We start from the raw sequence: 26929 nt of genomic DNA on the forward strand, positions 1-26929 counted from the left end.
GGGCTATGATGGCATGGGTGTCAAGTTGCGACTTGGACGTTTAAGCATCCATTACACATTCCAGGCTATCTAGATAAATGGTACAATCAGCCAAGTTTATCGATTGAGCGGTTGGGTAAACGAGCGATTTATTGGGGGAGTTTTCTGTGCCAAATCAGCCATTAGCGCTTGACGAACAAGCCATGGTCCAAGCAGCATCTGATTCGACAACCACGCCCGAAGAACTGTTGCGGATTGCCAATTATCTTGCGTTGGTAGCCGACCCCGACTTTGAACGCCCGACTTCTGGAACCGACTTCCTGCGCTTTATTGGTCGCCAAGGCCCATTAGCAGTTGTTTTAGAGCCTCATCCCCGCACGGCGATTGTTGCCGCCTTGGTTGCCAACCCCAATACGCCGCAAAAAACGCTCTTACACTTTGCCGCTGACTTTCCCGAAGCGTTTCTCGCCAATCCGGTCTTGCTGTTGTTGCTGCTCGAACATCCCGATTTATTTCGCCAGATGGATGAACTGCGCTTATTAGTATTTCTGCGCCACCCAGCAATTCCGCTTAATCTGCTCAATACGATTCGTGGCTATGCCTCGCCCGATGTTGCCCAAGCCATTGCCTACCATATTAATAGCTATAGCGAGGCTGGCGCTGATTGGCAAGCGCAAGCTGAGGCGCTCGTGGCCCAGCTTGCGTTACCACCAGTCGATGGCCAAGAGGCGTTAATTGAGCATCTGGCGTTGGGCACGCTGCCAGCTTGGCTTGAGCAACGCCTTCGTGCATCAAATGAGGAACATATTCAACAAGCCTTGCAGCAAACAGTCACGGTCTTAGAAGATGAAGTGTTCGCGGCGATGAGCTATACGGTCAATCATGAGCGCTTCGATCTGGCTACCATTGCCACGGCAGATCGTGAGCTACGCAAACTCGCTGCTGAATCGAGCGACCCCGAAATTCTCAGGCTGCTGGCTGATGATGATGACCCAAGCGTTCGTGCCCGAGTTGCCTTCAATATCAATACGCCGCTTGAGGTGTTGCCCAGCCTCGAGCTTGATGATGTGCAGCCAGTGCGCAATGCCCTCGCGTTAAATCCCAATGTTCCAACTGCATTGTTGGCGACCATGGCCCGCGATTATAGCTGGTCGGCGTTACGCATGCGCAAGGCGATTGCCCAGCATCCCAATGTCACCCCCGATATTTTAGCCCGCCTGGCGACCGATGAATCGATTCAGGTGCGCAATGCAGTGGTTCGCAACAAGCAAACATCAGCCAGCGCGCGCCAACAATTGCTTGATCGGGCATTAACCGCCGCGCTCTATTCGGCCCATCCAATGTTTCATTTTATTGCCATGGCCAATCAATACACCAATCCCGACCATTTGCGCAAAGGCCTGCGCTCGCCCTATTGGTATGCGCGCTATGCATTGGCGCTCAATCCCGCAGTTCCGCTAGAAATTATCAGCGAATTGGCCAACGATGCGCATTGTTTTGTCCGCCGCGCAGCCCAAACTGTGCTTGAGCAACGAGCGAAGGAGCAAGCATGAATCCGTTAGAATTACAGCACTATCTCGATACGTTGGTGCAGAAAAAGCTGTATCTCAGCACGATGATTTGGGGGCCACCTGGGATTGGTAAATCGAGCATTGTGGCCCAAATTGCCCAACACAGCGGCATCGAGTTTATTGATGTGCGCTTATCGCAGCTTGCGCCAACCGATTTGCGGGGCTTGCCAGTGCCCGATAACGGGATTTCGCGCTGGTTCCCACCAGAGTTTCTGCCCCAAACTGGCCAAGGTATCTTGTTTCTTGATGAATTAAACATGGCTCCCCCAGCCATGCAAGGGGTCGCCCAACAACTGATTCTTGATCGACGGGTTGGCTCCTACACCCTGCCTGAGGGCTGGTTTGTTTGGGCGGCAGGTAATCGCAAAGAGGATCGAGCCGCGGTTTTCGATATGCCAGCGCCCTTGGCGAATCGCTTTGTCCACCTTGAAGTTACGCCCGATTTTGATAGTTTCAAGGCCTATGCGCTGAATGCGAATGTGGCTGAGCAAGTGATTGCCTTTCTCTCATTTCGCCCAACCCTGTTGCACAAACTCAATCCGCAGCATCCAGCGTGGCCATCGCCACGCTCATGGGTGATGGCCAGCCAACTCTATCAGGCCGAGCTTGATCTTGCTCCTGTGGTGGGGATCGATGCAGCAGCTGAGTTTTACTCCTACACCGAGCTGTATCAAACGCTGCCCGATTTTGAGGCGATTCTGCGTGGTGAAGGCGCAAACTTGGCCTTTCCTAGCGAGCCTGGGGCACGCTATGCCAACACGATCGGCTTGACCTTACGCGCTGCAACTGCCGATAGCGCCTATCAAGCCTTTTGTTGGATGGCGGCCCAAGCGCCAACCGAATGGGTACAGGTCTTTATTGCCGATCTAATGCGTCAGTTACGGCTCAAAGGCCAAATTGGAGCCTTTGCCACCTATGTTCAGGGCGATGCCCAATTGCAAGCCTTCTTCCAAGCATATCAAAGGATGTTGGCATGAGTGCCGCCGAATTTGAGCGCATGATCAGTGCGTCGGTGCTGCGGCTACGCACCCGTTCAGCCTATTTTGCGAGCTTGGTGTTATTTGCGCCCGTGGTTGCGGCCACGAATGTGAATCAAGCTGCAACTGATGGTGAACGGGTGTATGTCAACCCTGATTATTTCGCCACTCTCCGCCAGCAGGATCAAGATCGCTTGATCCTGCATCAGGTGTTGCATGCGGCCTTGCTGCATCTTCCCCGCCGTGGCAGTCGCAACCCACGGATTTGGAACACGGCCTGCGATATTGTGTTGAATGGCATTATCAGCACGATCGAGGGCATTGGCTGCGACCCCATGACCCAGCGCGACCCTGAGCTTGAAGCATTAAGCGTCGAAGAAGTGTACGAATTATTAGTCCGCGACTCCAGCCGCTACCCCCTGACCGACAGCCTTGATTTGCTCGAAGCAACCGAGGCTAATCGATCGGGTCTCAGTGGCCAAGGCGGTTTTGAACAAGAGACGCGTGGCACCAAACGCAATGCAGTGCTGGAAGCCCATTGGCGCAATGCGCGCCACCAAGCAGATCTGATTGCGCTGATGGTTGCCCAAGGCAGTTTGCCAAGCAGCATACGCCGCGAGTTGCGCAGCACCGACCCTGAGAAACTCGATTGGCGGACCTATTTATGGCGCTATTTGGTGCAAACGCCCACCGATTTTGTTGGCTTTGATCGACGTTTTTTGAGTCGCGGTCTCTACCTCGATGCCTTAGCTGGCGAGAGTCTGCACGTTTTTGTGGCGGTCGATACCAGCGGCTCAATCGATGAGCGCCATTTGCAGCTCTTTATGGATGAGGTGCAGGGGATTTTACGCTCCTATCCGCATATTAACTGTGATTTATTTTATGTTGATGCAGAAGCCCATGGCCCATTTCAGCTCACCGCCCATAGCCCAATTCCTGCGCCAATCGGCGGTGGTGGCACCGATTTTCGCCCCTTTTTTGCAGCCCTTGAGGGCTTAATTCATCCGCATATGCCAGTTGTGGCGGTCTATCTGACCGATGGCTATGGCAGTTTTCCGCCAATGCCCCCTGAATATCCATTATTGTGGGTGGTCGTTGCTGGCGGCCTGGATAGCGAAGCTTTTCCCTTTGGCGAGGCCATTCGGCTGCTGCTTGAATAAACAAAACACCACTTGGCTATGGTTGTGCTGCATGCACGCCGAAGGCAGAGGAGGATGCACATCCCTTATGCTGTGCATCCTCACGAGAGCATTTAGGCAATTGGGGTTGGCCGCTTGGCTCGAGTTTGGAAGTAGCCTCGAATGCGGGTGATCGCAATAGCACCGAGCATCAGACCCAGCACAATGCTGAACAAACTGGGCATAGGCAGGAGATAGATCAACCCAACCCAATCAATATCGCTGTTGAAACCTCGCCTGAGGATTGAAGGCAGAAAGCCAACAATGATTGGTAGTAGTACATAGGGCAACAGACGCAAGCCCACAATCCAAGCTGAGGCTGTGCTCAAACGGGTAGCCCAAGCCCGTGCCCGTCGAATCCCACGGATGCCCAATGCCAGCGTTCCTAAGGTCAACGCAACGCCAATAATATCAAGCCAAATTCGCGGGTCGTTGATTGGTTCGAGTGCTGATGAATCGCCATCGACAACCGTGAGCAAATTTTTGGCGAGGATGAGCGGCAACGAGTTGGTATTGAGCAAAACCACCACGCCAGTCTTGGTAGCTGGATTAAAGATCATGGCTGAGGTAAAGGTCATCAGACTCCCGCTATGCTCGATCAGGGTTTTTTCTGGCGCTAAGTGTCGATGCCAGCCCATCGCATAATCACTGACTTGGCTCGGCGGGGTATGCAGGGTTGCAAGGCTGGCAGCGCTCAGCAAGCTGGTTCCATCGGAAAGTCGGCCTTGCGCAGTGTGTAGATTTAGCCACTTCGCCATATCATCAGCAGTACTGACCACCCCACCAGAGCCAGCACACAACGCCATTGGTTCTGGAGCAGCAATGGCTTGGTTGAAAAGCAGGATATGGCCATTGGTTAAACCAGGCACCGGATCACTACAAAGGGTTGTTTCAACCGAGTGCTGCATGGCGAGCGGTTCAAAAATATGCTGCTGCACATACTGCGCATAGGGTTGGCCACTGACCACCTCAACCACACGGGCTGCGAGCATATAGTTCTGGTTATGATAGGCAAAGCTTGTTCCTGGTGCGGTTGCCAACGTGATCGCATGGACATCGGCAGCGGCCTCAGCCAGCGAGCTACGGGTTGGATGGGCATATTCTGATGAGACACTGGGCATCAAACCAGAAGTCTGATTCAAAAGGTGGCGAACCATCAGCGGTTGGCCGCTAGGGCTACTCGTCGTGACCTCTGGTAGGTAGGTTGTGAGAGGCAGATCAAGCTCAATTTTCCCCTCATCAACCAGCTGCATAATCGCAACTGCCGTAAACGATTTGCTCATTGAGGCGATCCGCATTGGCGTAGCTGGAGTAACCGGATTGCCCAGCGAATCAAGCCCATAGCCTGCTGAATGAATCACTTCCCCATTTTTAATGATTGCAACCGCACCGCCGCTGACATGCGATTGGCGCATAAAGTCTTGAATAACCGAATCAATTGAAATCTGCGTTGCCGCTAATCCTGGATGGCCAGCAAATATCAGAAGTAGACAAAAAATGGCAAGCAGTATTCTCGTAAACATCGTTACGCGCACACAGATCCTCCTATCTGAAGCATTATTCAGTGCATCAGACGGAAGGTATAGCCCGAATGTTGCGGGAGCAATCCAGAACCACATGAGCTATGTTGCCCACGCCATTTCGTTGCTGGTTAGTCGATTATTGAGAGGCAACTGCTGATGAACCCTCGAAGCTCAGCACATCACCATCGTTGGGAATGCGCAGTTGAGCCGCAGAAATTCCAGCAGCACTGGCTGCCATGCGGAGATCAGCTCGCGACACCTGCCCATGATCAAGCGAATCCAGATGAATCGCAACGACCGTACTGGCGGTTGCTGTCTGACATAGCGTGATGGTTTGCTGGGCATCCATCACAATCGGAGTTCCTGCTTCCCAAATCGCGCCCGATGAATGGGTCACGATCACGCTTGGCTGAAACTGCTCAATCGTTGCTGCAACATCGGGATACCACACACTATCGCCAACCCAATACAGCGTTGGTTCATGCGCAGCCGCCAACACAAACCCTGATACTTGGCCCATGCTTGCGAGGTCAGCGCCAAAGCCATGCTGGCCAGCCACCCGGGTAATCCGCACACCCTGCCATTCAACGACGTGATCGACTGGAATAACGTTACGAAACCCATAGCCTTGAATCCGTTCAGCATCAGTTGGTTGGCAAAAAACGGGGATGTCCTTTGGCAAAAGCTGTTGCGCCTCAGCATCAAAATGATCGGCATGCAGGTGGGATACCAAAACCGCCTCGATGCCTTCGACAATCGCTTCTTTTGCCAGCGGCAAATCAACCATGGGATTGCGTGAACGCCCAGTAAACGAATCACGCGCATGGCGTGGCGCAAGATCAGGGTCAGCCAGCAAGGTATGTTGGGCATAGCGCAGCCGCATCGTGGCATTGCGCAGCAAATGAATTTCCATCGAATTTCCTCATACGTGATGCAAGTGCACAAGACCGTCACGAGCGCTCAGATCTATTGCTTTTGAGCGCGATAATAGGCAACTAGCGCATTCGCATGGCCATGGCCCATAGCATACTCAGCCTTCAGTGCAGCAACCATCTGCATATGGGTTTTGTCCGTCATGCCAGCGAGAATCGTCATCCAATGATCAATCGAATGGCCATAGGTTTTTTCGATTGCTGGAAAATAGGAAGCTGGGCCTTTGACCGATGGTTCCTTCGTCATACCTATCCTTTCTGAATCGCTATTTGTGAAGCATCGCCGCTGGTTGCGCTATTTTCCACGCCATCCATAGCGCTTAAGATCGAGTTGATACGCTGCTGGTTCAAGGCTATCAAGCTTAACCAACGCGATACCTTCAGCACATAAGGCCTCAAGTTGATTAGGAATATAGTGGGGCAGCAGATGGCCTTGTGTATCAACCACCCGATGAATCGGATACTGCTCAGGATCTGTTTTTTGCAGATAATGCGGAATAACCCGCATAAAACTGTTTGCCACCCCCATGCCAAGCACAATTTCTTTGTAGCTTACAACTTTAGCATAGGGAACGGAAGCAATAAAGCTCAAAAAACGGTTATAGGGTATATGCGAGAGCGGCGGCTGAGTCTCCGCGCCAACCACGACCGCATCGCCACAACGTAGCTCCCCACCAGCAAGCACCGTTCCTAAAATCCCGCGTTTGCCAACAATCTCTTTAATCGGCCTGCCGAGCACATGGGCGATTCGCTTACACGGCTCACAATGAAAAGTAAGCCGAATTTGTACGCACTTGCCTACATGCAGCACTGCGCCAGGCACGAATTCAGCCTCTGGCAGCCCAGCAAGCACGATATTTTCGCGCAAATCGCCCGGGTGCAGCTTAAAAGCATCAAGATCTTCGCGCCGGAGCACTAACACTTGCCGAGGACTCAAAAGATGGGCATTGCAATCGCCAACAATCCCATAGCCTTGCTGCATTGCCATACCAAGCGCGCTGACATCAACCAGCGCTTGACCCTTGGCTGGTTTAAGAAAGAGCGCCTGTATTGTAGCTCGCGACATTGCACAATCCTTTGTGATAAGCACGCATATGGTGATAGAGTGCGCTGGCAATTATAGTGGATCAAGCTAAACAGTAAAAGTTTTTTATTATGTAAATATAATTTCTTGCAGTGCTGGTTGACATTACCCAGCATGCTATGCTAAAAGAACCTTTAATTGCCCCAGATTAGGTGCTGGTTTAGCACTGCCAACAAAGACTGAGAGCTTGGAGTTATGCAATGGCTTATATACCAGATCTTGAAGTGACGATGACGTTTTTAGGGAGTACAGTCCCACACGTTCCCTTTTTTTACCAAAGAAACCCGAACATCATTCTATTATCCTCATGATTTGTTTGGTTGCTACTGCGTCTTTTTTTCAGCTGATGATCGCACAGCCTTGCCTGGTGAAACCATCGTCGGGTGGATTAGTTTCCTCGATCCTAATGCCCAGCGCGGCAAACTCTCAGTTGATTGACGAGCCATGGCCATGGCAGCACAATGCCGCTCCGTTACGCTAAAAGCAGCGTCTGCGGAGCCGACGGCGCAGCCTGAAAAAGTTGGCGGATATGCTCATACAGAATTAGTCTATCGTCTGCTGCGAGATCGAACTCAATCTGATACTGCGCTATGCCGATTTCTGCTGCTGCGCTTGGCGCTAGGTCGATAGTGCATTGGTTATCACGAATAACAAAGCTCGTAATCCCGCCATAGGTTGTAGCACCCGCTGCGGTACTGAGACAATAGGTATCCATGCCTAACGCAAGATCCTGTTCATCAGGCGCGGCAAAGCTACGCTGCAATTCGAGATATTCTGCAGGCTCCTCAGGATCATCAGCAAAAACAATCGCTAAAATATCATCATCAATCCAATCGATGCCAACTGCACGCGCCAAAAAATGAATTTTTTCCATGAATACGATTCCTATCCACGATGATCTGGATCATCCAATAGATGCAGACAATGAGCTACTCGTTCTAGGGGGCCATAATTTCGGCGTTCCGCCAACTGCTTTTAAGAATCCATTGTTTGATCGGTCTGATGAGGATGTGTTGCTTGTAATGCTTGATATTGATCCCAATACGCATCCATATCGTTGGTAATTGGGAAGGGATGGAGCATATGCATCGCCTGTTGATAGATATGGCGAGCATCTTTCGCCTGTCCTTCATGCTGCAAAAGGCCAATGAGAGCAAGGTTCGCTTCAAGAATAGTGCTGATGTGTTCTGCAGGATCAAGCTGCGCTAAAATCGCTAAGGTTTGGCGATACCAGGCTTGGGCTGAATGGTATGAACCATGGGCACGCAGCATTTGGCCTACTCTAAGCGCGTGAAACATCGTGGTCTCATGAATTTCCCCAAAGAGCTGGCGATTGATCTGATAGGCGCGTTGGGCATAATCGATTGCGGCCAGAGTTTTGCCTTGGCGCACACTACTTTCGGCCAAATTATTTAAACTTGTAGTAAGCTGCTCATGCACCAAGCCCAATGAGCGTTCTTGTGCCAGCATAGCCTGTTGATACCAATACTCTGCAAGCGAATCCCAGTTCAAATCGTCTGCATAAGCAGCAAGTTGGTTGGCACAGATCGCAACCGCCCGATCGCCCCAGCCCTGCATACGGCTAGCAAGCTGCTGCAAATGGGGAGCCGCCCAACGCATCGCGGCAAAATAAGCCGATCCATCCAAACCATCAAGCTGGGTATGCCACCGTTCTACAACGTGGATGGCATGGGCATGATCGCCCACCTGTGTATGAACGATCTGGCCCACTATTTGATGAATGATGATCGCATTTGTTCCGCTAAGTAGCCCTACGTCCAGCAAGCGCTGCAAGGTCGCAACGGCGGTATCAACTGGCGTTTCAGCAGCAATAAACGTTAGCACAAGCGCACGCGGTAGCGGCACGCCATAGGCACACCATGCAACACAATCGAGCAGGCCCAAGGCCAAACTATCAAGCTGATTAATAGTCAAGCGTACGCTGGCTATACAGCAATCTAATGGCTGCGACACAACCACGCTTGCTTGCTGCTTGATCAAGCTTAACGCCTGTTGGTAGCGTTGCACGCTATGTGAAGCAGCAGCTTGGAGATAGATCGCTGCCACATGTAATGTCAACGGGAAATGGCCCAAATCAGCCGCAAGCGTTGTCGCTTCTCCAGCGCTTAATCGCGGGCAGATTTGCTGCAAAAGTTCACGACTTTCGATCGACGTTAGCACGTCAAGCTGAAGCGAGCTCAGGGTTGACCACTGATCGAAGCGCGATGTCACCAAGACCCGACTACCGCCAATTAGCGGTTGCCATTGCTCTAGCAGGCGAGGATCGTCGCAGCTATCAAAGACCAGCAAGCGTGGAATGGGCAACTGCCAAGCCTTGATCACCTGCTCAATCAGTTGGTCTCCATCCAAACCAGTTCTATCAATCGATAATTCCTGCGCATAGCCTGAAAGCTGAAGCTCAATCGGATTACGGTTGGCACAATTAAGCCAAAAGATCCCACCAGGAAAAGCGTATCCAAAACGAGCAATGGACTCAGTCACGAGGCTGGTTTTACCGATTCCGCTTGGCCCAAGTAGAACGAGCGCAGCTTGAGCTGGAACCAGCGCAGCGGCCATGGCTTTTAATTCCACCGCACGACCTATAAAAGTAAGACTTGACTCAAACGGAATAAACGCCGTTGGATAAACGACGGACTGCCGCACAGGAAGTGAATCAAAGGGGTCAATCTGCATGCTATCCAAAGATATCCTATCCTCCTTTATCGCTTGATTGGTTACGTTGGGCTTTTCTTGCTGAATCCAATGCCCACAATTGTACGCTAATGGTGCTGGGTATAACGATAGGCAAGTTCATACCAATCCCAAATCGTGACTGAGCCAGTATCGGAAAAACGAATCTGATCGTGCTGAATGTACTTTTCGATTGTCCTAACAAATTGGTGGGCCAGCTGTTGATTGGGAGCAGTTTCAAGCTGCATCAGGGTTGTCAACCATTCGCCCATTCCGCCATCACCATCAGGATCGTTGCGAATCTGGACAATATACTCCCGAACCTGATCATAGTCGCCGAGAAAATACCAGCCAATCGCTGCTGTTGTTTGCTCAGTCGTATTGCGTGGGTAGCGCACAAGTCGCGCCGCTGCATACTCGGTCGTTGCTTGAAACCAGCGCTGTGCTAGATGCTTTTCGCCAGCTAAACGATAGAGATTTGCTCTGGTTAAGCTATCAAAACTGGTCGGTTCATGGAATACGCGTTCGTGCAAGGCTGCTGCCTCACAAAATAAGGCCGCAGCTGCTGGATCAGCCAACAGGCGCAGACAGCGTGCTACCCGCTCTATTCGGCCCTAATTTCGCCGTTCTGCCAGCTGCTTTTGGCTAAGCGCTAGCTCCTGATGAAGTTGGGTTTCAGTTAACAGTGGAAGCATTGTTTTTCCTTCTAGCTCTATTTAAAATCTCGTCAAACATAACAAGCTAGGGTTCTCAGCAGGCTATCAGAGGCGCATCACGTTGCTTTTATGCGCGATACCGCGCTGAGCATGTATGATACACCTATCCTCATTCACCTATGCACCCCATCCTGAGGAATCGCGCCGCTCTTATATGATATGAAAGGAATCTGGTATGCGTCGTCGTTTCTGGAAATTGGGTCTGACTATGCTCGCTGTGCTTGTTCCAAGCCTGCCTACCACGGCAGCACCTTCGCCAGCAATGGTTTTTCAGGAGCGCTGGCAACGCCATGATTCATTGGTCACTGACGGCTCGGCTTAACGCTCATGGACATGGGGGCCTATTCCCCTAACCGACGTTCTGCTCGAACCCGATCCCCAAGTAGCCGACCGTGAGCGAGCAGTGCAGTATTTCGATAAAGGCCGCATGGAGATCAATAATCCTGATGCCAACGAACATGATCTCTGGTATGTGACCAGCGGCTTGCTCCCAATCGACCTGATGCATGCAGAAACCAGTTGGGATCACAATGGCTGGCACGATGCCTTTATTGCTGTAATAGGCGATCCAGGTTCGTTTCCAACCTACCGTGATTTACAAGTGCTCTACCAGAATCCAGCGACAGAATCCAGCGCAACGATCAATACGCCAGCCCACGATCTGCTACGGCCCGATCTCTCGATTGGGGTTGTCAATAGCTTCCATGATGATCCAGCAACGCTGTTGCGCCAAGGCTCGAATGGGCATTTTGTGCCGCAAGCAATGCTCGATTTTATGCAGCAAACAGGAAAAACATTGCGCGATGGGCAGGTGACAACAGGCATGATTTATGATCCAGTCTATATCTTTGGGCATCCAGTAACACCAGCTGTTTGGGTCGAGACGACAGTTGCTGGTAAGCCCCAAACTGTGCTTTTCCAAGTTTTTGAGCGTCGAGTATTGACCTACAATCCTGCCAACCCGCCAGCCTTTCAAGTTGAGATGGGCAATGTTGGCGCACACTACTACGATTGGCTCACCAATCCGCAAGCAGCCCGTGAATACGATTATGTCATGGATCAATCGCAGTTTACCAGCGCCGATGGCACAACCCGTTATCGCCTTGAGCTAAAGATTACGACAATCACCGACCCAAATAATCAGCTAGTTCAGGATGGCGCAACCTATTGGATTTATCAATCTACTGATGGTGGCAAGACTGAAACGCTTCAATTTACTGGACAACTAGGGCCTCATTGTCGCTCAACGCTGTTTGTATCGCTGTTGCGACCGCGTGCAAGCAACGCCGCGCCGCAACACGTTGGCCTAATGACGGGCTGCGCCTTGAATCCAAGTTCGGCGCGTGGTTTTGGCATTACGGTTGCAACCTCGTATACAGGTGGCAAAACCTGGCAGCGGCGCGGCGGCAATTAAGTCTCCAGCAGTTGAACGAGGGCTGAAGTTTATGTGCCCTCCGATTAGGTCGGAGGGCACAATATTAGTGGGCCTAAACCGAATCGTGGCGTTTGAGCCAGTTCAAGATTGCTTGGTTCGTTTCGTTAGGCTTTTCTTGCTGAATCCAATGCCCGCAATCGAAACTGAGCACTTCCACGTTGGGCACGAACATCGGCAGGTTTGGCGAGCGCTGAACTGAATCGTGATTGCCGTAAATCATCAGCGCTGGTTGCTGGATAATTGGGTCGACATCGGCCAAGCGCTGCCAATTGCGGTCAAGGTTGCGATACCAATTGATGCTACCAGTAAAGCCTGATGCTTCGAATGCGGCGACGAAAACAGCCAATTCTTCATCACCCATAATCGGCTCGCCCCGTGGTGTTTCAGCGTTGGCCAGATTGATCAAGGCCATCCCGGGCCGTGGCTCAGTGGGCGGCACATTTTTGCGATACAAATTACGCAAAAACTGCATGGTATTGGCAGCAAAGATCGCATCGGCAACGCCTGGTTGGCGATTAAAGTGCACGAAATACGAATCGCTGCCCAGAATTGCCTCTAAAAATTCGAGCCATGGCATGGTGCCGCGATCCATGTAGGGCACACTCAGGTTAATCAGTTTGTTGACTCGCGTTGGATGTAATAACGTTAAGCCCCACACCACCATTGCGCCCCAATCGTGGCCAATAAACGTGGCATCGGCGTAGCCATAATGATCGAGCAGAGCAACCAGATCGCCCGCCAAATGGTCAAGATCGTAATCTTCAACAGCTACTGGCCTGGTTGAGTTGCCATAGCCGCGCTGATTTGGGACGATAACGTGATAGCCTGCATCGGCCAAGGCTGCCAGCTGATAGCGCCACGAAAAGGCATGCTCTGGCCAGCCGTGGCACAGCACAATTGGTTTGCCACCATTGGCGTTGCCTGCTTCAAAAACTTCAAGGCTGATTCCATTGACGGTGATTAATATGGGCTTGGGAAAATCGTTTGGATTAAACATTTGGGTTCCTTCGTTACTTATCGTGTTTGAAGTTCATCAACACGACGTGCTGCTCATAGCGCGAGTATAATAGCCAAACGATGACAGCAATATGTCACTGTTTTACTGAAGCAAAGAAGGATTCCATGGAAAAAGTCGAGCGTTTGATTGCGATTACCATGATCTTGCTGCAAAAAGAGCGCGTTTCGGCAAGCGAATTCGCCCAGCTCTTCCAAGTTTCCAAGCGCACGATTCTGCGCGATATGCAAACCTTGAGCATGGCGAATATCCCGATCTACGCGCTGACTGGGGTCAACGGTGGCTATGGCATTTTGGATACCTACAAAGTTGATAAGCGCCTGTTGAGCAGCGCCGATTTGGAGCATCTCTTAACTGCGCTTGCTGGCTTGGAACAACTCATCCTCAGCGCAGAGATTGCCCAAACAATTAAAAAAATCGAGGCCATGGTCGGCCCATTGGCGCTTAATCGCTCGATGCAGCTGTCATTTTATGCGTGGGAAGGGCGAGCCGAGCTACGTGAAAGCTTAAAAATCTGCCAAACAGCGTTATTAAAGCAGCGGCTTGTCGCATTTGACTACTCCGATAAAACTGGCGTGCAAACCCAACGCATGGTCGAGCCATATGCGCTGCATTTCAGCGAATCAAGCTGGTATTTGCAAGGCTTTTGCCTTGATCGGCATGGCTATCGCAGCTTCAAGCTCGCCAGAATGGGGCAGCTGAGGATGGATAGACGCGGGTTTCAGCAGCGAGCTGATTGGCCAGCCCACGCTAATCCAACCCACGCTAATCCGCAATTCGTGACCATTAAAGCGATGGTTGCACCAAGCATCCACGACCAAATTATCGAACGCTATGGCCGCAGCAGCATTGAAGCGGCTACTGCTGAATATGGGCTGGCAACGATGTATGTGCCGCAGAATCCGCAGGGATTTCAGCTTTTGGCCAGCTTTGGTACCCAGATTAAAGTGCTCGAACCACAAAGCTACGTTGCTGAATTTCGCACGTATCTCGCCCAAATGCTCCAAAACTATGCTTGATTAGCGCTTGGCATCAGCATCAAGCATGGGTTTGAGCAAATCGCCATAGCTAACCAGATAGACTTCAAGAGTCGTGAGAGTGGGCATTGCAGTCCAATCGCTGGTTGTTAAGCGCTGATGCAGCTGCTCAAAAATGGCTCCACTCTCCAAGCGATTGAAGGCAGGAAACCCCTCGGCATGACCAAGGAAGGTGCGTTGTTGGCCAGCCATATGCGCAAAACTAAGGTGCAGTTGGTAGCGATTAATGCCATACGGCGTAGCAGTATAGGGTAATTGGGAGCGAAGCCAGGCCAAAACGTCATCAGCCAATGCCTTGCGTGCCTCAAAGGCCATTGTGGCGCTAACATCCCAGCCCCGCGCACCAAATCCTTGATGGTTGTTGAGCGTTGCCGCCATACTCCGAATCATCCGCCGCCGATGCCACCATTGTCTGAGTCGGTGGATCATGGCTCCTCCTGAATTAAATAGTTTTTAATATGCAATTATACTAATGTTGAGTATGCGTGAAAGGATCGTTCTCAATGCCAACGTTTTCGCAGGTACGACCACCAGCCACCGATGAGCAATTAGCAGCACTAGAAGCACGCATCGGCTACCCGTTGCCCGAAGCCTATCGTACGTTTTTGCGCACCACGAATGGGGGCAGACCCAATCCCATTGTCTTTAGTATCAAGGGAAAATGGATTACGGAAGGCCATGTGAACGTCTTTTCGTCAGTTGATCCCGCTGATCCGCACCATTATATTCACCGCGATCTGGATATTTTTGGCGATGAGATCCCTGCAACGATGTTGCCAATTGCTAATGACCCAGGCGGGAATTTAATCTGTCTCTCGCTGGCGGGCGAGACCACCGGCCAGATCTTTTTCTGGGATCATGACACGTCCGAGGACGACGATCCCTTTTCATGGTGTGCGCCCGATTTAGCGACCTTTCTTGCCAACCTGACCCCAGAAAATCTCGATGTATAAGTTTGAGCTGATGGTTGCAGCGTAACCAGCTGCTGGCAAGCGGCTTACTGGCGATGAGAACTCAGTCCACAAGCGGTTAACCGCAGCGCTGGCTGGTGGTATTGTGGTGCTGGCTGGGCATTCGCCCGCTACGTATTGCATATACTGTGAGGAGTTTTTGCGATGGCACTAGAACGACTGGCTGCTGCCCCAACCGACTTTGATTTTGTGCTTGGCGACTGGAATGTTCGCCACCGACGGCTCAAAGATCGGCTAGTTGGCAGCAGCGAATGGATTGATTTTACTGGGCAGATGTCCACCCAAGCAGTGCTTGGCGGCTATGGCAATGTCGAAGACAACCTCTTGAATCTCCCAGAAGGGCCATATCGCGCGATTGCGATTCGCTCGTTCAATCCCCAAACCATGAGTTGGTCGATCTGGTGGCTCGATGGGCGCATGCCCGGCCAGCTTGATGTGCCCGTGGTCGGAAATTTTTTCGACGGTGTGGGCACGTTCTACGCTGATGATACGCTGCGCGGCAAGCCAATTAAAGTGCGCTTCCTCTGGTTCGCGGTCACGCCGGATGCGTTGCGCTGGGAACAAGCCTTCTCCGCCGATAACGGGGATACATGGGAAACCAACTGGATTATGGAGTTCTCACGCATTTAGTGCGACCGTCGGACATCAATAGAGGTGTCCGACGGCCATTTAGCCCAATGCCAGCAACATTAACCACAGTAGGTTATGCAGCTATTCCTCGTAGTAACAGATATGCAGATACGAGCAATAACCCGCTACGAATCCAATAATTTTGGCGTAAATCTGGCGGGCTACCAATCCGTTGCCCATGGCGGCGTTGCCGAGCCGCATCGATGCTCACTCCAAGATAAATGATCAGCTGGGAATCAAGGCATGAGTTTCTGGATCTTTGAGGAGTCCTGCGCCAATGCGCGGTAGCCACTCCCACATTGAATAGCGCCATAAATCGAGATACCACAGAAAGCTAGCAAGCATGAGCCAAATACGTGCTGTAACCAACGTCCAAAACCAATGCATCGCCGTTTTCCAGCGTGATGGGATTGGCTGGTTTGATGGCACATGCCACATACTAAATCGCTTTCTAATATATCTTTCATTATGCAAAATAAGAGGTGAAAATCGTACCCTTAAAAACTAAACGTGGCTTTTATCCAACGTGAGGATGTATCTTTGCGGTGCAAGCGTAGGTGCTGCACATCGAATTGTCAAGCATAGCCCTATGTGTAACAGCGCTGTAACATCACAGGGCTATCCTCTCTTCAAGCAGCAACTCTGGTTATTTAATGGCTGCTGAAAGGGAGAATCCATGTTCAGCCTAATCACATCACCCCAGCGTGGCATCCACTGGCGCTATTGGCTTGTGCTCTTGACAAGTTTTGGCTATTTTAGCTTCAGCGATTGGTTGCTAACAAACATTTTTGGCTATGGGTTGTGGCCACTCTATTTAGTTAGCACAGGGTTGCTCTTTACGCTGCAATGGTGGCTGTTTGTGCCCCATCCCGATGGGCTGCGCTGGATCATTGGCAGTATTGGGGTCTTTATGCTGAGCTTGTTGCTAACGACTTTTTGGTTAGAACCATTATTGAGATTTGCTATACAGACATATATGCCAAATTATCCTATGGAGTTACAATCCAGACTCCAAGCCGGACTTACCTATGGTTTTTGGGGTTTGATGTTGGGGTTCGTCCAAGCTACCGCGCTACCAGCCTGCTATAAGCCTATCAGATGGATTATGCTCTCGACGCTTGCCTATAGTTTAGCGGGTTTGGGGTTATTCCATTTTCTATGAAGGTAATCAGCATACATTCTTCGCTGCTGGCGGTGGGTGAACAAGCGGCGCGGTTAAACCGTGCCGCTTGGCTAGCCAATGGAATTAATAAAGTTGTTCGCTCTCGTCGACATCAGCATTGACTGCCTCAAGCACGGTTTCGCTAGCGAGCTGCACACCACAATCGGGGCAGGCATCGAAGCTAATCTCACCGTCTTGATGTTCCGCATAATTCAGATCGTACTCAGTTCCACATTCACACGTTACTGATAATTGCATAATGCCTCCTTAGCCGTATTGTAGCAAATGGCTGAAAAAAGCACGAATTACTCCGGCAGTTCATTCAGAATGTTTGGCAGTCACCAAAAAATAATCCCAGCCAGCACCAACCATGGACAGAAAATAAATATACCAGCTCCGGTTGGGGCAATACTAGCAATCAGAATACCTTCTAAGGCTACTTGGAGCGAGCCATATTCGCCATAAAAAGCGCTAAAACAACCAATAATCCAGCTGGCACAACAGAGAATAGTCACAATCCAGCGCACTCTATTTGGCGTATAACGTGCTGATAGCCAATCGACCAGCCCTAGCCGCGCAATGATCGCAAGCAGCAATGAAACCATGGCTGCATTGATGATGCCAAACAAGCAACCAATAAAGCCCCCAACCACAAAGCCAATGATCAGCATTCCTGCTAACGAAGAAGGCATCGAGATTACGAGGTACAGCCATGCCATCACAACGCCATAGATTGGGCCAGCTATCAAACCCGACAAAACCAACTGCTCGCCAATGTTCCAAAACAGCGCCTTAAGCGTTGGCGTGTTGCGTGTTGCTCGAACTGCATTCATCGCGATCTCCTTGTGCTAGTGATGAATGCAGTATGCTGCTATGATGTTACGCTGGCGTTACAAGCTGAAGGATGGCGAGAAAGCAAGCCCCAATCGCAATGCTGAATTCACCGATCCTCGTGGAACCTACTGCGCGCCGCCTGGTTGGTCAAAATCGATCTGCTCAGCGCGGGCCGTGCTATTCGTGCGGCCAGGATAGGAGAGCCATTGCATGGCGATATTGAGTTCCTTAATAATATCTGCTGCTTCGATTGTGACACCACTCTCCAATTCGATCGTGCTGGTGGTATGCCCATCACTGACCAAGGTAAGATCGTAGCCGCGTTCAAGTGCAGCATAGGCGGTGGCCCGAATACACCAATTGGTTGCCGCTCCTGCTAGCACAATGTGCGAGACCTCACGTGCCGCTAGTTCTTCGGCTAAATTGGTTTGTTCAAACGCTGAATTAAACTGCTTATGGATGCGTGACTCACCTGCTGCTGGCACCAACTCCGGAACCCATTGCCATTGTGGACTATCGGTGGGCAGTTCTTCATCAGTGTGTTGAACCCACAGCACAGGAATCTTTTCAGCGCGGGCACGCTCCACAGCATGGGCAATATTTCCGATGATTCGTGCGGCATCCCACGCCTCATTGACCACCCCGACCTGAACATCGACGACCACGAGTGCTGCGTTGTTGCCTTCCCGAATAGTTGCCATATGGTGATCCTTTATTGCAATTGAGCAGAGAAACATTGGCCTAGTATAGCACGTATGTTCAATCATCCAGTGTTCATTCCTAAGGTTTGATCGTCTCCTTGGCGGGCCAGCGCAATCGTACTGCCGGGCAGAAAGTTGGATTGAAGATAGACCAGTGCTTGGCGGCGATCAGCAGCGCCCGTTGCGCTATCGAGAATTTCAGCACAATAGACCGCAATATCTTCAATAATCCGTTCATAGCGATAGTAGCTGAGTGCTGCTTGATCAACGGGAGCCGAACCATACCCCTGATAAAATAGCGCAGCCTCCGCCGCTGACGAATGCGCGTTGCCAAAAAGCCCAGCCCCGATAAACATTAAATCCCGTTCTTTGGGAGCGAACAGCAATGTATCCCAATCAACCAGAAAGAAGCGATCACCATCCACAACCAAGAGATTCCAGCCATGGCAATCGGCGTGACAAAGCACAAATGGCGGTGGCTGCTGCTGAAGGTGCTGGGCGAGAGCAGCCGTTCGCGTAATTATTGCGTGCAGTTCGGCAGCCTTAGTTTTTAACAGCGCAACCAGTTCGGCAGCAACTGAATCTGCAGTCGATAGGCTTTCCGCCTGTGCAAGAAACCATGCCAGCCGTTCGCGCCAATGGGGCGCGAACTGTTCTTGGGGCAAATCAGCAGTTATCGTGCTTGGAAACTGCACCGTATGCAATGTTTTGAGTGTAGAGCCAAACGTGCGCCACTGTTCATCGGAGAGCGGACGATCAATGCTATGCAGTCCAGCAACATACGGATAGAGAACCACCGTAAACAACTCAAACTGCGCCCACATGGATCCGGTCTGGGTGCGAATGGCCGGAATAACCTGGCGCATGCCAACATCATGCAGATAGGTTGGAATAAGCACACTGGCTGGGACGAAGTGCATCCGTCTCAGCTTCAAAAAATAGGGTGTTTCATCGGCAGCAACCACCCGATAAACCGCCGTATGCGCATCGGCTCCCAGCGGCAAAAAGCTAAGATCACGCACCTTCAATCCATAGGTCGAATTAATGCACTGAACAAGGGCTGTTTCGGAAAGCTGCGGTTTTTCTAGCATCGATCACACTCCTCCGTAAATCTGCTACGAATTGCTGGTTGCCACATCCTTGCTTGCAACCACACAATAGTTGGATCGATGGGCAGGGTTGGAGTCGGCAACAATGCTCGTGGCGCTGAAACCTGCAACGTGCAGCATCGTCTGTAACTCGGCCCCAGTGTATGGGCGACATTCAGGCGTGCCAACTGGCAGATCAGGGTTGTCGCTGTTCCAGCGTTCGCGTGGCAAAATGGTGAGCACCAAGCGCCCGCCCGGCCGCAGCACCCGCCAAATTTCCGCCAGTGCCGCCGAGGCTTGAGGCCAAAAATAAATCGAGTGAATGCTGAAGGCTTGATCAAAGCGCTCTCCTACCAATGGCAGATTATTGGCCTCGCCTCCAAGCAGCCGCACCCGACCAGCCCGAATTGCGGCAGCATTACGGCGGCGTGCTGCTCGTAACATTGTTGGTGAGAAATCCACCCCGATGATCTGGCCTGTGCTGACGATCGTGCTCAACGCTTGAATCGCAACCCCCGGGCCAAAGCCAATCTCCAAAATCTGGTCGCTTGGTCGGGCATGCAAAACATCGAGCGTCCAGCGATTCTCTGGCTGGTGGTCGCGGGCCATGTCGTGGCCAATGTAGCGACCCAACCAGCCGCTCGGTCGTCGATACTGAGCATCAAGATTAACGAATCGTCCTAGCATGCGTTCCTCATTTCATTATGTTAATTTGGCTAGTATGCGCGCTGGTAGTGCATGGCGACTGCGCCGCAACGAAGCGGAGTTGCTGAGATAAACTCGAGCTTTCGGGTGCTTGGCAAACCCCGCTCATAGAGGGTTGGGCCATGACCTGCAATCCTCGGCTGGACGAGAAATGTGTACGCATCGATCAGATCCAGCCGATCAAGTTCGGTCGCGAGCTTGCCGCTGCCGAGCAGCACACCATTAGGGGTTGCGTCCTTGAGTTGCTGGATGGCAGTGCGCAGGTCACCGTTTAGCTGGTGGCTGTTATTCCAAGGGAAGTCCGTTCGCGTCGAGGAAACCACATACTTGGGTTTGGCATCGAGCTTGAGCGCCCACTCACGCAGCGCCGGCGGAGCCTCCGTTTCACCGCGAGCTACCGCTGGCCAATAACTTTCCATCAGCTCGTAGGTGACGCGGCCCCACAGCATTGCGCCGCTCTCATCCATGAGCTTGGTAAAGAAGGTGTGGGTCTCGTCATCGGCGATGCCCTCTTGGTGATCGATGCACCCATCCAAGGTAAGGTTAATACTGAAAGTCAAAAGGCCCATACTGTCCTCCATGCACAATCTCGGTTATTATAACGAACATGTGTGCGTTTTTCTACCCTCAATCATGGGCTCAGCTCGCTTATTTTGCGGGCTATGCCATAATACTGAAGAATAGTGTAGCGTTAGACAAGGGGATTTTCCATGCCAACTCATGATCTGATTGTGATTGGTGCATCACTCGGTGGTGTTGAAGCCCTCCAATTAGTCATTGCCACGCTTGCCCCCGATCTTCCAGCCACAATCTGCATCGTTTGGCATATGTCTCCAGAAAGTCCCGGGGTATTACCAGCAATGTTAAGCAAAGTCAGCCCACTGCCCGTGCGCTTTGTGCAACACAACGAACCGATTACCCCAGGCATTATCTATGTTGCGCCGCCCGATTATCATACGCTGATTGTTGATCATGTTTTTCAACTTTCTTATGGGCCGAAAGAAAATCGCTTTCGGCCTGCGATTGATCCTTTGTTCCGTTCGGCAGCAGTTGCCTTTGGGCCACGGGCGGTTGGGGTTATTTTGAGTGGTGCGCTTGATGATGGAATTGCTGGCTTGGCGGCGATCAAGGCCCAAGGCGGCATCACAATTGTGCAAGATCCCCAAGAAGCCTTTGAGCCAAGCATGCCGCATCACGCAATTAATCAAGTAGCGATCGATTATATTAAATCAGCGGCGGCCATTGGCTCACTCTTAACCAGCTTGGCCAAGACCCAAACCGCGCCTCCATCCGACTACCAGCCCCGCTGGGATTTGGTGACAGAAACCCAAATTGCCCAAGCCCATGGTGATCACAAGTATGATATAAGCCAACTTGGCGAACTATCGCCCTATACCTGCCCTGAATGCCATGGCGTGTTGTTTCAGATTATGCAGGATGGCATTTTGCGCTTTCGCTGCCATACAGGCCATGCCTATTCAGCCAGAACGCTGCTTGATGAAGTTTCTAAGGCCGTTGAGGCCTCGTTGTGGAGCACAATTCGGGCAATGGATGAAAAGGTCTTTTTGTTGCAACATATCGCCCAGCATATGGATGAACAAGCTTCGTTGATGATGGCCGAACAGTTGCGCGAGCATGCGCGGGCGGTTGAGCAACAATCACAATTGGTGCGCTTAGCCTTGCTGCGCAAACCAGCCTAATCCATAGACTATTTAGCAAAGGATCGACACTGTTGATGGATGCACATGCTTTTTTTGAGCGCGATATTGAACAGGCTGGGGTGTTTCCTGTTGTGGGCATTGGGCTAGGTCGCGGTGGCATTGAGCCGCTGATCGCTTTTTTTGCCCAACTTCCCAGCAATAGCGGCATGGCGTTTATTCTGTTTCTCAGCACCAATGGCCCATCAGAAGAACAGCTGCACAATGCCATTTCCGATCAGCTAGCGCTGCCATTTATTCGTTTGCACGGCGCAATCGCACTTACGCCAAATCAGCTGTATCTCGTGCCACCAATGCATCAAATTCAGATTCGCAATAATCTGCTCAATAGTATTCCTGCAGAAGCGATTAATGGTATTCCCATGCCGATTGATCATGGCTTGCGGGCGTTGGCTGATCATTTCAATGGGGCCACGGCGGCAGTTATTCTTTCTGGCAGTGGCAGCGATGGCGTAATTGGCATCAAACGGGTCAAAGAGGCTGGCGGCGTAACCCTCGCCCAAGATCCCCAAACCGCCGACTATCCCGAAATGCCACGGGCAGCAATGATGACGGGCTTGATCGATTTTATTGCGGTTGCGTCAACCTTACCCAGCATGCTCAGCTCCTACTGGAACCGCGGGGTGCATCTTTCAAGCCAATTATTCGAGGGCGATCCAACCGATAACGAGAAAATTTTGCACGATATTTTCGCCTTGCTCCAGCGCCGCACCGCCCACGATTTTAGCCAATATAAACGCCCAACGATTGAACGCCGCATTCGCCGCCGCATGCAAGTTACGGGAGCTGCTGATTTTCCGTCCTACCTGGAATTAATTCGCCATCGGCCTGACGAAATTCAAGCCTTGTTTCAAGATTTGCTGATTAGTGTCACCAATTTCTTTCGCGATCACGAGGCTTGGCGTGCAATCGAAGCAATTTTGCCGCTGATTTTTGCCCGCAAGCAAGCGACAATTCCAATTCGGGTTTGGGTTTCGGCCTGTGCCACCGGCGAAGAAGCCTATACAATCGCCATTTTGCTGCGCGAATTTGCTGATACGCTGGATCGACGGCTTAAAATTCAGGTTTTTGCCACCGATATTGACGACGATGCAATTACGATTGCGCGGCGGGCAATTTATCCAGCGACGATTGCAGGTGATATTCGCGAAGATCGTTTGCAACGCTTTTTTGTGCTCGATCAAGGCGGCTATCGCGTGCGCCAAGAGATTCGCGATCTAGTTTTGTTTGCTCGGCATAATGTTTTGCACGATCCACCCTTCTCGCAAGTGGATTTGCTCACATGTCGCAATCTGCTGATTTACCTCAATCATGAAGCGCAGGCGAATGTGATTCAGGCTTTTCATTTTAGTTTGCGCGCTGGAGGCTATTTGATGCTTGGCAGCTCCGAATCGCTTGATGGCTCGCTGAATCTCTTTACGGCGGTTGATAAAAAACAGCGCATTTTTCAACGCCTGCCAGGCACGACCAACAACTCGCTTGCGCTCAAACTGCCAGCCAATCGCCCAAGCCGCTCGATTAGCACCTTGCCCAAATGGCCAAGCGCAACCCAACCAATCGATTCGTTTGAAGATTTGCATCAGCGTTTGCTGGCAGCCTATACCACGCCCAGCGTAATTATTAATGAAGATAGCGAAATTATCCATCTTGGGCGAGGCATGGGCAGTTTCTTGCATTTTGATGAAGGGCGGCTCTCGTCGAATTTGCTCACCGTGATTCATCCCGATTTGCGGCTGGATTTGCGCAGCATTCTCTTCAAGGCCCGCCAACGCTTAGAACCAATCAGTGTCAACGGAGTACGCGCCAAAATCAACGAGAGCATCCGATTAATTGATTTGACCGTCCAGCCGATTCTTGAGCCAGATTGGGCACTTGGCCACATGTTGGTATTGTTTCACGATGTTGGCGAGGCTGGATTACGAGGTGCGAGCGGCGGGAGCAGTACCGACATGCTGCTGACTGAACTGGAGGCCGAACTTGAACACACGCGCTTTCAATTGCGCACAACCGTTGACCAATATGAGGCTGCCGTGGAAGAATATAAAGCCGCAAACGAAGAACTGCAAGCAATTAACGAAGAGCTGCGAGCTGCGTCGGAAGAACTGGTCACCAGCAAGGAAGAGCTGCAATCGGTGAACGAAGAGCTAACGACCTTAAATGTTGAACTTAAACATAAGGTCGAAGAGGTCAGTCAAGCGCACAACGATCTGCAAAATCTGATTACGTCAACCCAAATTGGCACGATTTTTCTTGATCGCCAATTATGCATTAAGCGCTTTACGCCCAGCGTTCAAAGCATTTTCAATCTGATTCCCGCTGATCTTGAGCGGCCATTGGCCCATGTAACCCATGAACTGCGCTATGATGATCTGATGCAGAATGTCCAGCAAGTGCTGCAAACCTTAGCTCCAGTTTCGCGCGAAGTTTCTAGCCGCCATGGCCATTGGTACATTATGCGCCTGCTGCCCTATCGCACCCTTGAAGATCGGATTGATGGAGTGGTGATTACCTTCATTGATATTACTGAACGCAAAATCACTGAAGATGCTTTGCGCAAAAGCGAAGAAGAACTCTCCAAGACGCATACGATTCTCGAAGCGCGAGTGCAGGAGCGCACTGCGGCCTTGGTCGAAGCCAACGCTGCCTTGCAAACCGAGATCAATCAACGGATTGAGGCCCAAAAAGCGCGCCAAGAAGTATTACGGCAACTTGTTACTGTCCAAGAAGATGAACGCAAGCATTTGGCGCGCGAATTACACGACCATATTGGGCAACAACTGACGGCAATTCGGCTTGATATGCAGCGGCTCGGAACGCTCAATACCGTTCCAGAAGCGCGTACAATCCTGAATGCGATTCAAGAGCATTTGCACATTCTAGGCTATGAAACCCATAATTTGGCGTTAAGTTTACGGCCCACCGTGCTTGACGATTTGGGTCTGCTGACGGCGCTGCGTAGTTATGGCGAACAATGGCAAGAGCGCACCGAAATTCGGCTAGCAATGCATTTCAATGTTGCGCTATCGATGCGCTTTGCACCAGAGATCGAAACCACGATTTATCGGGTTACCCAAGAGGCCTTAACCAATATTATTAAGCATGCCCAAGCCAGCCAAGTCAGCTTAGTTATTCACCATAGCCCCAAACATTTGCGCTTAATTATTGAAGATAATGGCACTGGCTTCGAATATGCGCAATTTATCCAAGCCAATCCACAGCAAAGCCTCGGCATCCAAGGCATTCAGGAGCGGGTGCTCTTGCTTGGTGGAACCGTCGATATTGAATCGACACCAGGCTCAGGCACAACTATCTATGTCCAAATTCCCTTGGACGATGGCCAGCATTAACAGCATAAATCCATGTGAAACGCCTCATGAACTTATCAATTGATAAGGCGCGGTGGGTTTTGCCGCGCTATACTCCCGTCGAATCAATCTAGAACGGGAGCAACACAATGACCATTGGCTTTATTGGCTTAGGGATTATGGGTAGCAGAATGGTGGCCAATCTTCAGCACGCTGGCAAGCAGTTGATCATTTTCAACCGTACGCCCGCCAAAGCAGAAGCACTGATTGCTAATGGGGCACAACTGGCAACCAATCCAGCTGAGGTAGGTCGTCATTCTGCCACAATTATCACGATGCTGGCGCATCCACAGGCCGTCGAAGCAGCGGCACTTGATCACGCTGGCTTCCTCGACCAACTCCAAGCAGGTGCGCTATGGATCGATTGTAGCACTGGTAATCCAGCGTTTGCGCGGCGGATGGCGGCGGAAGCGGCCAAGCGCGGCGTGGCCTTCATCGATGCGCCAGTCACTGGCTCCAAAGGCCAAGCCGAAGCCGGACAACTTGTTTTTCTGGCTGGCGGGAATGTCGAGGATTTGGCCGCAGCCGATGAACTGTTTTCATGCATGGGGCGGCAGACCATCCATGTCGGCATTCATGGCATGGGCACTGCACTCAAACTGGTATTCAATCTGCTGCTCGCCAATGCAATGGCTTCGTTTGCCGAAGGGTTAGCCTTCGGCGAATCGCTCGGTATCAGTCGTGAGACGTTGCTAGATACGCTGCTTGGCGCTCCGATCGTGGCACCATTTCTCAGCTTCAAGCGGGCAAAGCTGGCCAACAACAGCTATGCTGCTGAGTTCCCGCTACGCTGGATGCACAAAGATCTCGCCATGATCGCCGCTGCGGCATCCTCAGCAGCGATCCCGCTTGCCACAACCACCGCTGCCCTGTATCAGCAAGCGCTTGAATATGGCCTAGGCGACCAGGATTTTTCGGCGATTGCTCAGCTATTTCAGGCCGACGAACAACCAACAATGCTCAAACAATGACCGTCTGAGCACGGCGAAGGTCGCCCTTCAGACGTGAAAGCGAAACCTCAGTGATGCCCAAGTAGCCAGCGATGTGATACTGTGGAATCCGTTCGATCAAATCGGGATATTGATTGACAAAGGCCAAATAGCGATCTTTTGCTTGATGCAGCAACAACGTGCGCATCCGTAGTTCCTTGCCCACCAGCAGATACTCGGCCAACTTCCGTCCCAAGCGATCAAACACTGGATGATGGTCAAACAACGCACTAAACGCAGAATAGCTGGCCACAAGCAGAACGCTCGGTTCAAGTGCTTGCGCGCCATAGATTACTGGCAGATTAAGGACCGACGAGGCCAACGGGCCAGCAAAGGCTCCTTCAGCAATAAACGCCTTGTTGGCCTCGCCGCCTTGTTCGGTCAAATAATAGAAGCGTAGCAGGCCGCTGCACACAAAAACAAGTTCATGGCTATGACTACCAGGCAGGAGCAGGTGGGTTCCGGCAGCCACACTGCGTTGATGAAAGATCGCAGCCAGTTCTGTCCACTGAGTGTTCTCCAATGCCACCCATTTCTGGATAGCGGCGCGCAGCTGTAGGTGGCTCATAGGTTCCTCACTATCGGCTATCGGGAACAGATTTTGCCCCATTATACCGAAACAAGTACT

28 protein-coding genes are annotated in these 26929 nt (G+C 51.4%); 11 read left to right on the plus strand and 17 right to left on the minus strand.

The window, feature by feature from the left end:
- The first annotated feature begins 146 nt into the window (after positions 1-146).
- Genes ACFMKP_RS22630 through ACFMKP_RS22640 form a run of 3 tightly spaced genes read left to right on the plus strand, consistent with a single transcriptional unit; the run spans position 147 to position 3687 of the window.
- Positions 147-1532, plus strand: a complete 1386-nt coding sequence (locus ACFMKP_RS22630; protein WP_382295473.1) for a hypothetical protein — start codon at positions 147-149, stop codon at positions 1530-1532.
- A complete protein-coding gene (locus ACFMKP_RS22635) occupies positions 1529-2527 on the plus strand; it encodes an AAA family ATPase (protein WP_382295476.1) in 999 nt (332 codons plus the stop codon). The genes ACFMKP_RS22630 and ACFMKP_RS22635 overlap by 4 nt, the downstream gene beginning before the upstream one ends.
- Positions 2524-3687: a VWA-like domain-containing protein gene (locus ACFMKP_RS22640; RefSeq protein ID WP_382295479.1), complete on the plus strand. Its 1164-nt coding sequence runs from the start codon at positions 2524-2526 to the stop codon at positions 3685-3687. The genes ACFMKP_RS22635 and ACFMKP_RS22640 overlap by 4 nt, the downstream gene beginning before the upstream one ends.
- Before the next feature lie 92 nt (positions 3688-3779).
- Here ACFMKP_RS22640 and ACFMKP_RS22645 read toward each other — a convergent pair whose 3' ends face one another.
- The 7 genes from ACFMKP_RS22645 to ACFMKP_RS22675 form a co-directional block, all read right to left on the minus strand.
- Positions 3780-5240, minus strand: coding sequence for a serine hydrolase domain-containing protein (locus ACFMKP_RS22645; protein WP_382295482.1), 1461 nt, complete (start codon positions 5238-5240; stop codon positions 3780-3782).
- Between the two features lie 124 nt (positions 5241-5364).
- Positions 5365-6141: an MBL fold metallo-hydrolase gene (locus tag ACFMKP_RS22650; RefSeq protein ID WP_382295485.1), complete on the minus strand. Its 777-nt coding sequence runs from the start codon at positions 6139-6141 to the stop codon at positions 5365-5367.
- A gap of 53 nt (positions 6142-6194) precedes the next feature.
- Positions 6195-6407, minus strand: a complete 213-nt coding sequence (locus ACFMKP_RS22655) for a DUF4287 domain-containing protein (protein ID WP_382295488.1) — start codon at positions 6405-6407, stop codon at positions 6195-6197.
- A 48-nt stretch (positions 6408-6455) separates the two neighbouring features.
- Positions 6456-7226: an MOSC domain-containing protein gene (locus ACFMKP_RS22660; RefSeq protein WP_382295490.1), complete on the minus strand. Its 771-nt coding sequence runs from the start codon at positions 7224-7226 to the stop codon at positions 6456-6458.
- Positions 7227-7716: 490 nt separating this feature from the next.
- Positions 7717-8118 carry an Imm10 family immunity protein gene (locus ACFMKP_RS22665; RefSeq protein WP_382295492.1) on the minus strand — a complete coding sequence of 134 codons (402 nt, stop codon included), beginning with the start codon at positions 8116-8118 and terminating at the stop codon, positions 7717-7719.
- A 101-nt stretch (positions 8119-8219) separates the two neighbouring features.
- Positions 8220-9821: a tetratricopeptide repeat protein gene (locus ACFMKP_RS22670; protein ID WP_382295495.1), complete on the minus strand. Its 1602-nt coding sequence runs from the start codon at positions 9819-9821 to the stop codon at positions 8220-8222.
- Positions 9822-10024: 203 nt separating this feature from the next.
- Positions 10025-10513, minus strand: coding sequence for a hypothetical protein (locus tag ACFMKP_RS22675; RefSeq protein WP_382295498.1), 489 nt, complete (start codon positions 10511-10513; stop codon positions 10025-10027).
- A 313-nt stretch (positions 10514-10826) separates the two neighbouring features.
- Here ACFMKP_RS22675 and ACFMKP_RS22680 point away from each other — a divergent pair, with 313 nt between their 5' ends.
- Positions 10827-10973 (plus strand): hypothetical protein, encoded by a 147-nt coding sequence (locus tag ACFMKP_RS22680; protein WP_382295501.1) that lies wholly within the window; start codon positions 10827-10829, stop codon positions 10971-10973.
- Positions 10974-11054: 81 nt separating this feature from the next.
- Positions 11055-12065: a hypothetical protein gene (locus ACFMKP_RS22685; RefSeq protein WP_382295504.1), complete on the plus strand. Its 1011-nt coding sequence runs from the start codon at positions 11055-11057 to the stop codon at positions 12063-12065.
- A gap of 73 nt (positions 12066-12138) precedes the next feature.
- Here ACFMKP_RS22685 and ACFMKP_RS22690 read toward each other — a convergent pair whose 3' ends face one another.
- Positions 12139-13083: an alpha/beta fold hydrolase gene (locus ACFMKP_RS22690; protein WP_382295507.1), complete on the minus strand. Its 945-nt coding sequence runs from the start codon at positions 13081-13083 to the stop codon at positions 12139-12141.
- Between the two features lie 125 nt (positions 13084-13208).
- Between ACFMKP_RS22690 and ACFMKP_RS22695 the strand changes: the two genes are divergently transcribed.
- A complete protein-coding gene (locus ACFMKP_RS22695; protein WP_382295510.1) occupies positions 13209-14120 on the plus strand; it encodes a helix-turn-helix transcriptional regulator in 912 nt (303 codons plus the stop codon).
- On the opposite strand, the gene ACFMKP_RS22700 is transcribed toward ACFMKP_RS22695, so the two are convergent.
- A complete protein-coding gene (locus ACFMKP_RS22700) occupies positions 14121-14567 on the minus strand; it encodes a hypothetical protein (RefSeq protein WP_382295512.1) in 447 nt (148 codons plus the stop codon). It abuts the gene before it with no gap.
- Positions 14568-14641: 74 nt separating this feature from the next.
- Between ACFMKP_RS22700 and ACFMKP_RS22705 the strand changes: the two genes are divergently transcribed.
- The gene (locus tag ACFMKP_RS22705; RefSeq protein WP_382295515.1) at positions 14642-15091 is read left to right on the plus strand and encodes an SMI1/KNR4 family protein; all 450 of its coding nucleotides are present in this window, start codon (positions 14642-14644) and stop codon (positions 15089-15091) included.
- Between the two features lie 162 nt (positions 15092-15253).
- Positions 15254-15739, plus strand: a complete 486-nt coding sequence (locus ACFMKP_RS22710; protein WP_382295518.1) for a DUF1579 domain-containing protein — start codon at positions 15254-15256, stop codon at positions 15737-15739.
- A gap of 225 nt (positions 15740-15964) precedes the next feature.
- Here the strand turns inward: ACFMKP_RS22710 and ACFMKP_RS22715 are convergent, their stop codons facing one another.
- The 7 genes from ACFMKP_RS22715 to ACFMKP_RS22745 form a co-directional block, all read right to left on the minus strand.
- Positions 15965-16177, minus strand: coding sequence for a hypothetical protein (locus ACFMKP_RS22715; RefSeq protein WP_382295521.1), 213 nt, complete (start codon positions 16175-16177; stop codon positions 15965-15967).
- Positions 16178-16985: 808 nt separating this feature from the next.
- Positions 16986-17159 carry a hypothetical protein gene (locus tag ACFMKP_RS22720; RefSeq protein ID WP_204756662.1) on the minus strand — a complete coding sequence of 58 codons (174 nt, stop codon included), beginning with the start codon at positions 17157-17159 and terminating at the stop codon, positions 16986-16988.
- 80 nt (positions 17160-17239) lie between these two features.
- Positions 17240-17734 (minus strand): hypothetical protein, encoded by a 495-nt coding sequence (locus ACFMKP_RS22725; protein ID WP_382295524.1) that lies wholly within the window; start codon positions 17732-17734, stop codon positions 17240-17242.
- A 126-nt stretch (positions 17735-17860) separates the two neighbouring features.
- The gene (locus tag ACFMKP_RS22730) at positions 17861-18436 is read right to left on the minus strand and encodes a cysteine hydrolase family protein (RefSeq protein ID WP_382295527.1); all 576 of its coding nucleotides are present in this window, start codon (positions 18434-18436) and stop codon (positions 17861-17863) included.
- 62 nt (positions 18437-18498) lie between these two features.
- Positions 18499-19527 carry a phosphotransferase enzyme family protein gene (locus tag ACFMKP_RS22735; protein WP_382295530.1) on the minus strand — a complete coding sequence of 343 codons (1029 nt, stop codon included), beginning with the start codon at positions 19525-19527 and terminating at the stop codon, positions 18499-18501.
- A 24-nt stretch (positions 19528-19551) separates the two neighbouring features.
- Positions 19552-20211, minus strand: coding sequence for a class I SAM-dependent methyltransferase (locus ACFMKP_RS22740; protein WP_382295533.1), 660 nt, complete (start codon positions 20209-20211; stop codon positions 19552-19554).
- A gap of 29 nt (positions 20212-20240) precedes the next feature.
- The gene (locus tag ACFMKP_RS22745) at positions 20241-20798 is read right to left on the minus strand and encodes a dihydrofolate reductase family protein (protein WP_382295535.1); all 558 of its coding nucleotides are present in this window, start codon (positions 20796-20798) and stop codon (positions 20241-20243) included.
- 141 nt (positions 20799-20939) lie between these two features.
- On the opposite strand from ACFMKP_RS22745, the gene ACFMKP_RS22750 reads away from it, so the two are divergent.
- The 3 genes from ACFMKP_RS22750 (at position 20940) to ACFMKP_RS22760 (ending at position 26283) form a co-directional block, all read left to right on the plus strand.
- The gene (locus ACFMKP_RS22750; protein ID WP_382295538.1) at positions 20940-21929 is read left to right on the plus strand and encodes a chemotaxis protein CheB; all 990 of its coding nucleotides are present in this window, start codon (positions 20940-20942) and stop codon (positions 21927-21929) included.
- A 35-nt stretch (positions 21930-21964) separates the two neighbouring features.
- Positions 21965-25294 carry a CheR family methyltransferase gene (locus ACFMKP_RS22755; protein WP_382295541.1) on the plus strand — a complete coding sequence of 1110 codons (3330 nt, stop codon included), beginning with the start codon at positions 21965-21967 and terminating at the stop codon, positions 25292-25294.
- 107 nt (positions 25295-25401) lie between these two features.
- Positions 25402-26283 (plus strand): NAD(P)-dependent oxidoreductase, encoded by an 882-nt coding sequence (locus ACFMKP_RS22760; RefSeq protein ID WP_382295544.1) that lies wholly within the window; start codon positions 25402-25404, stop codon positions 26281-26283.
- Here the strand turns inward: ACFMKP_RS22760 and ACFMKP_RS22765 are convergent.
- Positions 26273-26869 carry a Crp/Fnr family transcriptional regulator gene (locus ACFMKP_RS22765; RefSeq protein ID WP_382295546.1) on the minus strand — a complete coding sequence of 199 codons (597 nt, stop codon included), beginning with the start codon at positions 26867-26869 and terminating at the stop codon, positions 26273-26275. The two genes, ACFMKP_RS22760 and ACFMKP_RS22765, sit on opposite strands and share 11 nt — an antisense overlap.
- Between the last annotated feature and the right edge of the window lie 60 nt (positions 26870-26929).

Source organism: Herpetosiphon sp. NSE202 (assembly GCF_042688385.1).
GTDB lineage: Bacteria > Chloroflexota > Chloroflexia > Chloroflexales > Herpetosiphonaceae > Herpetosiphon.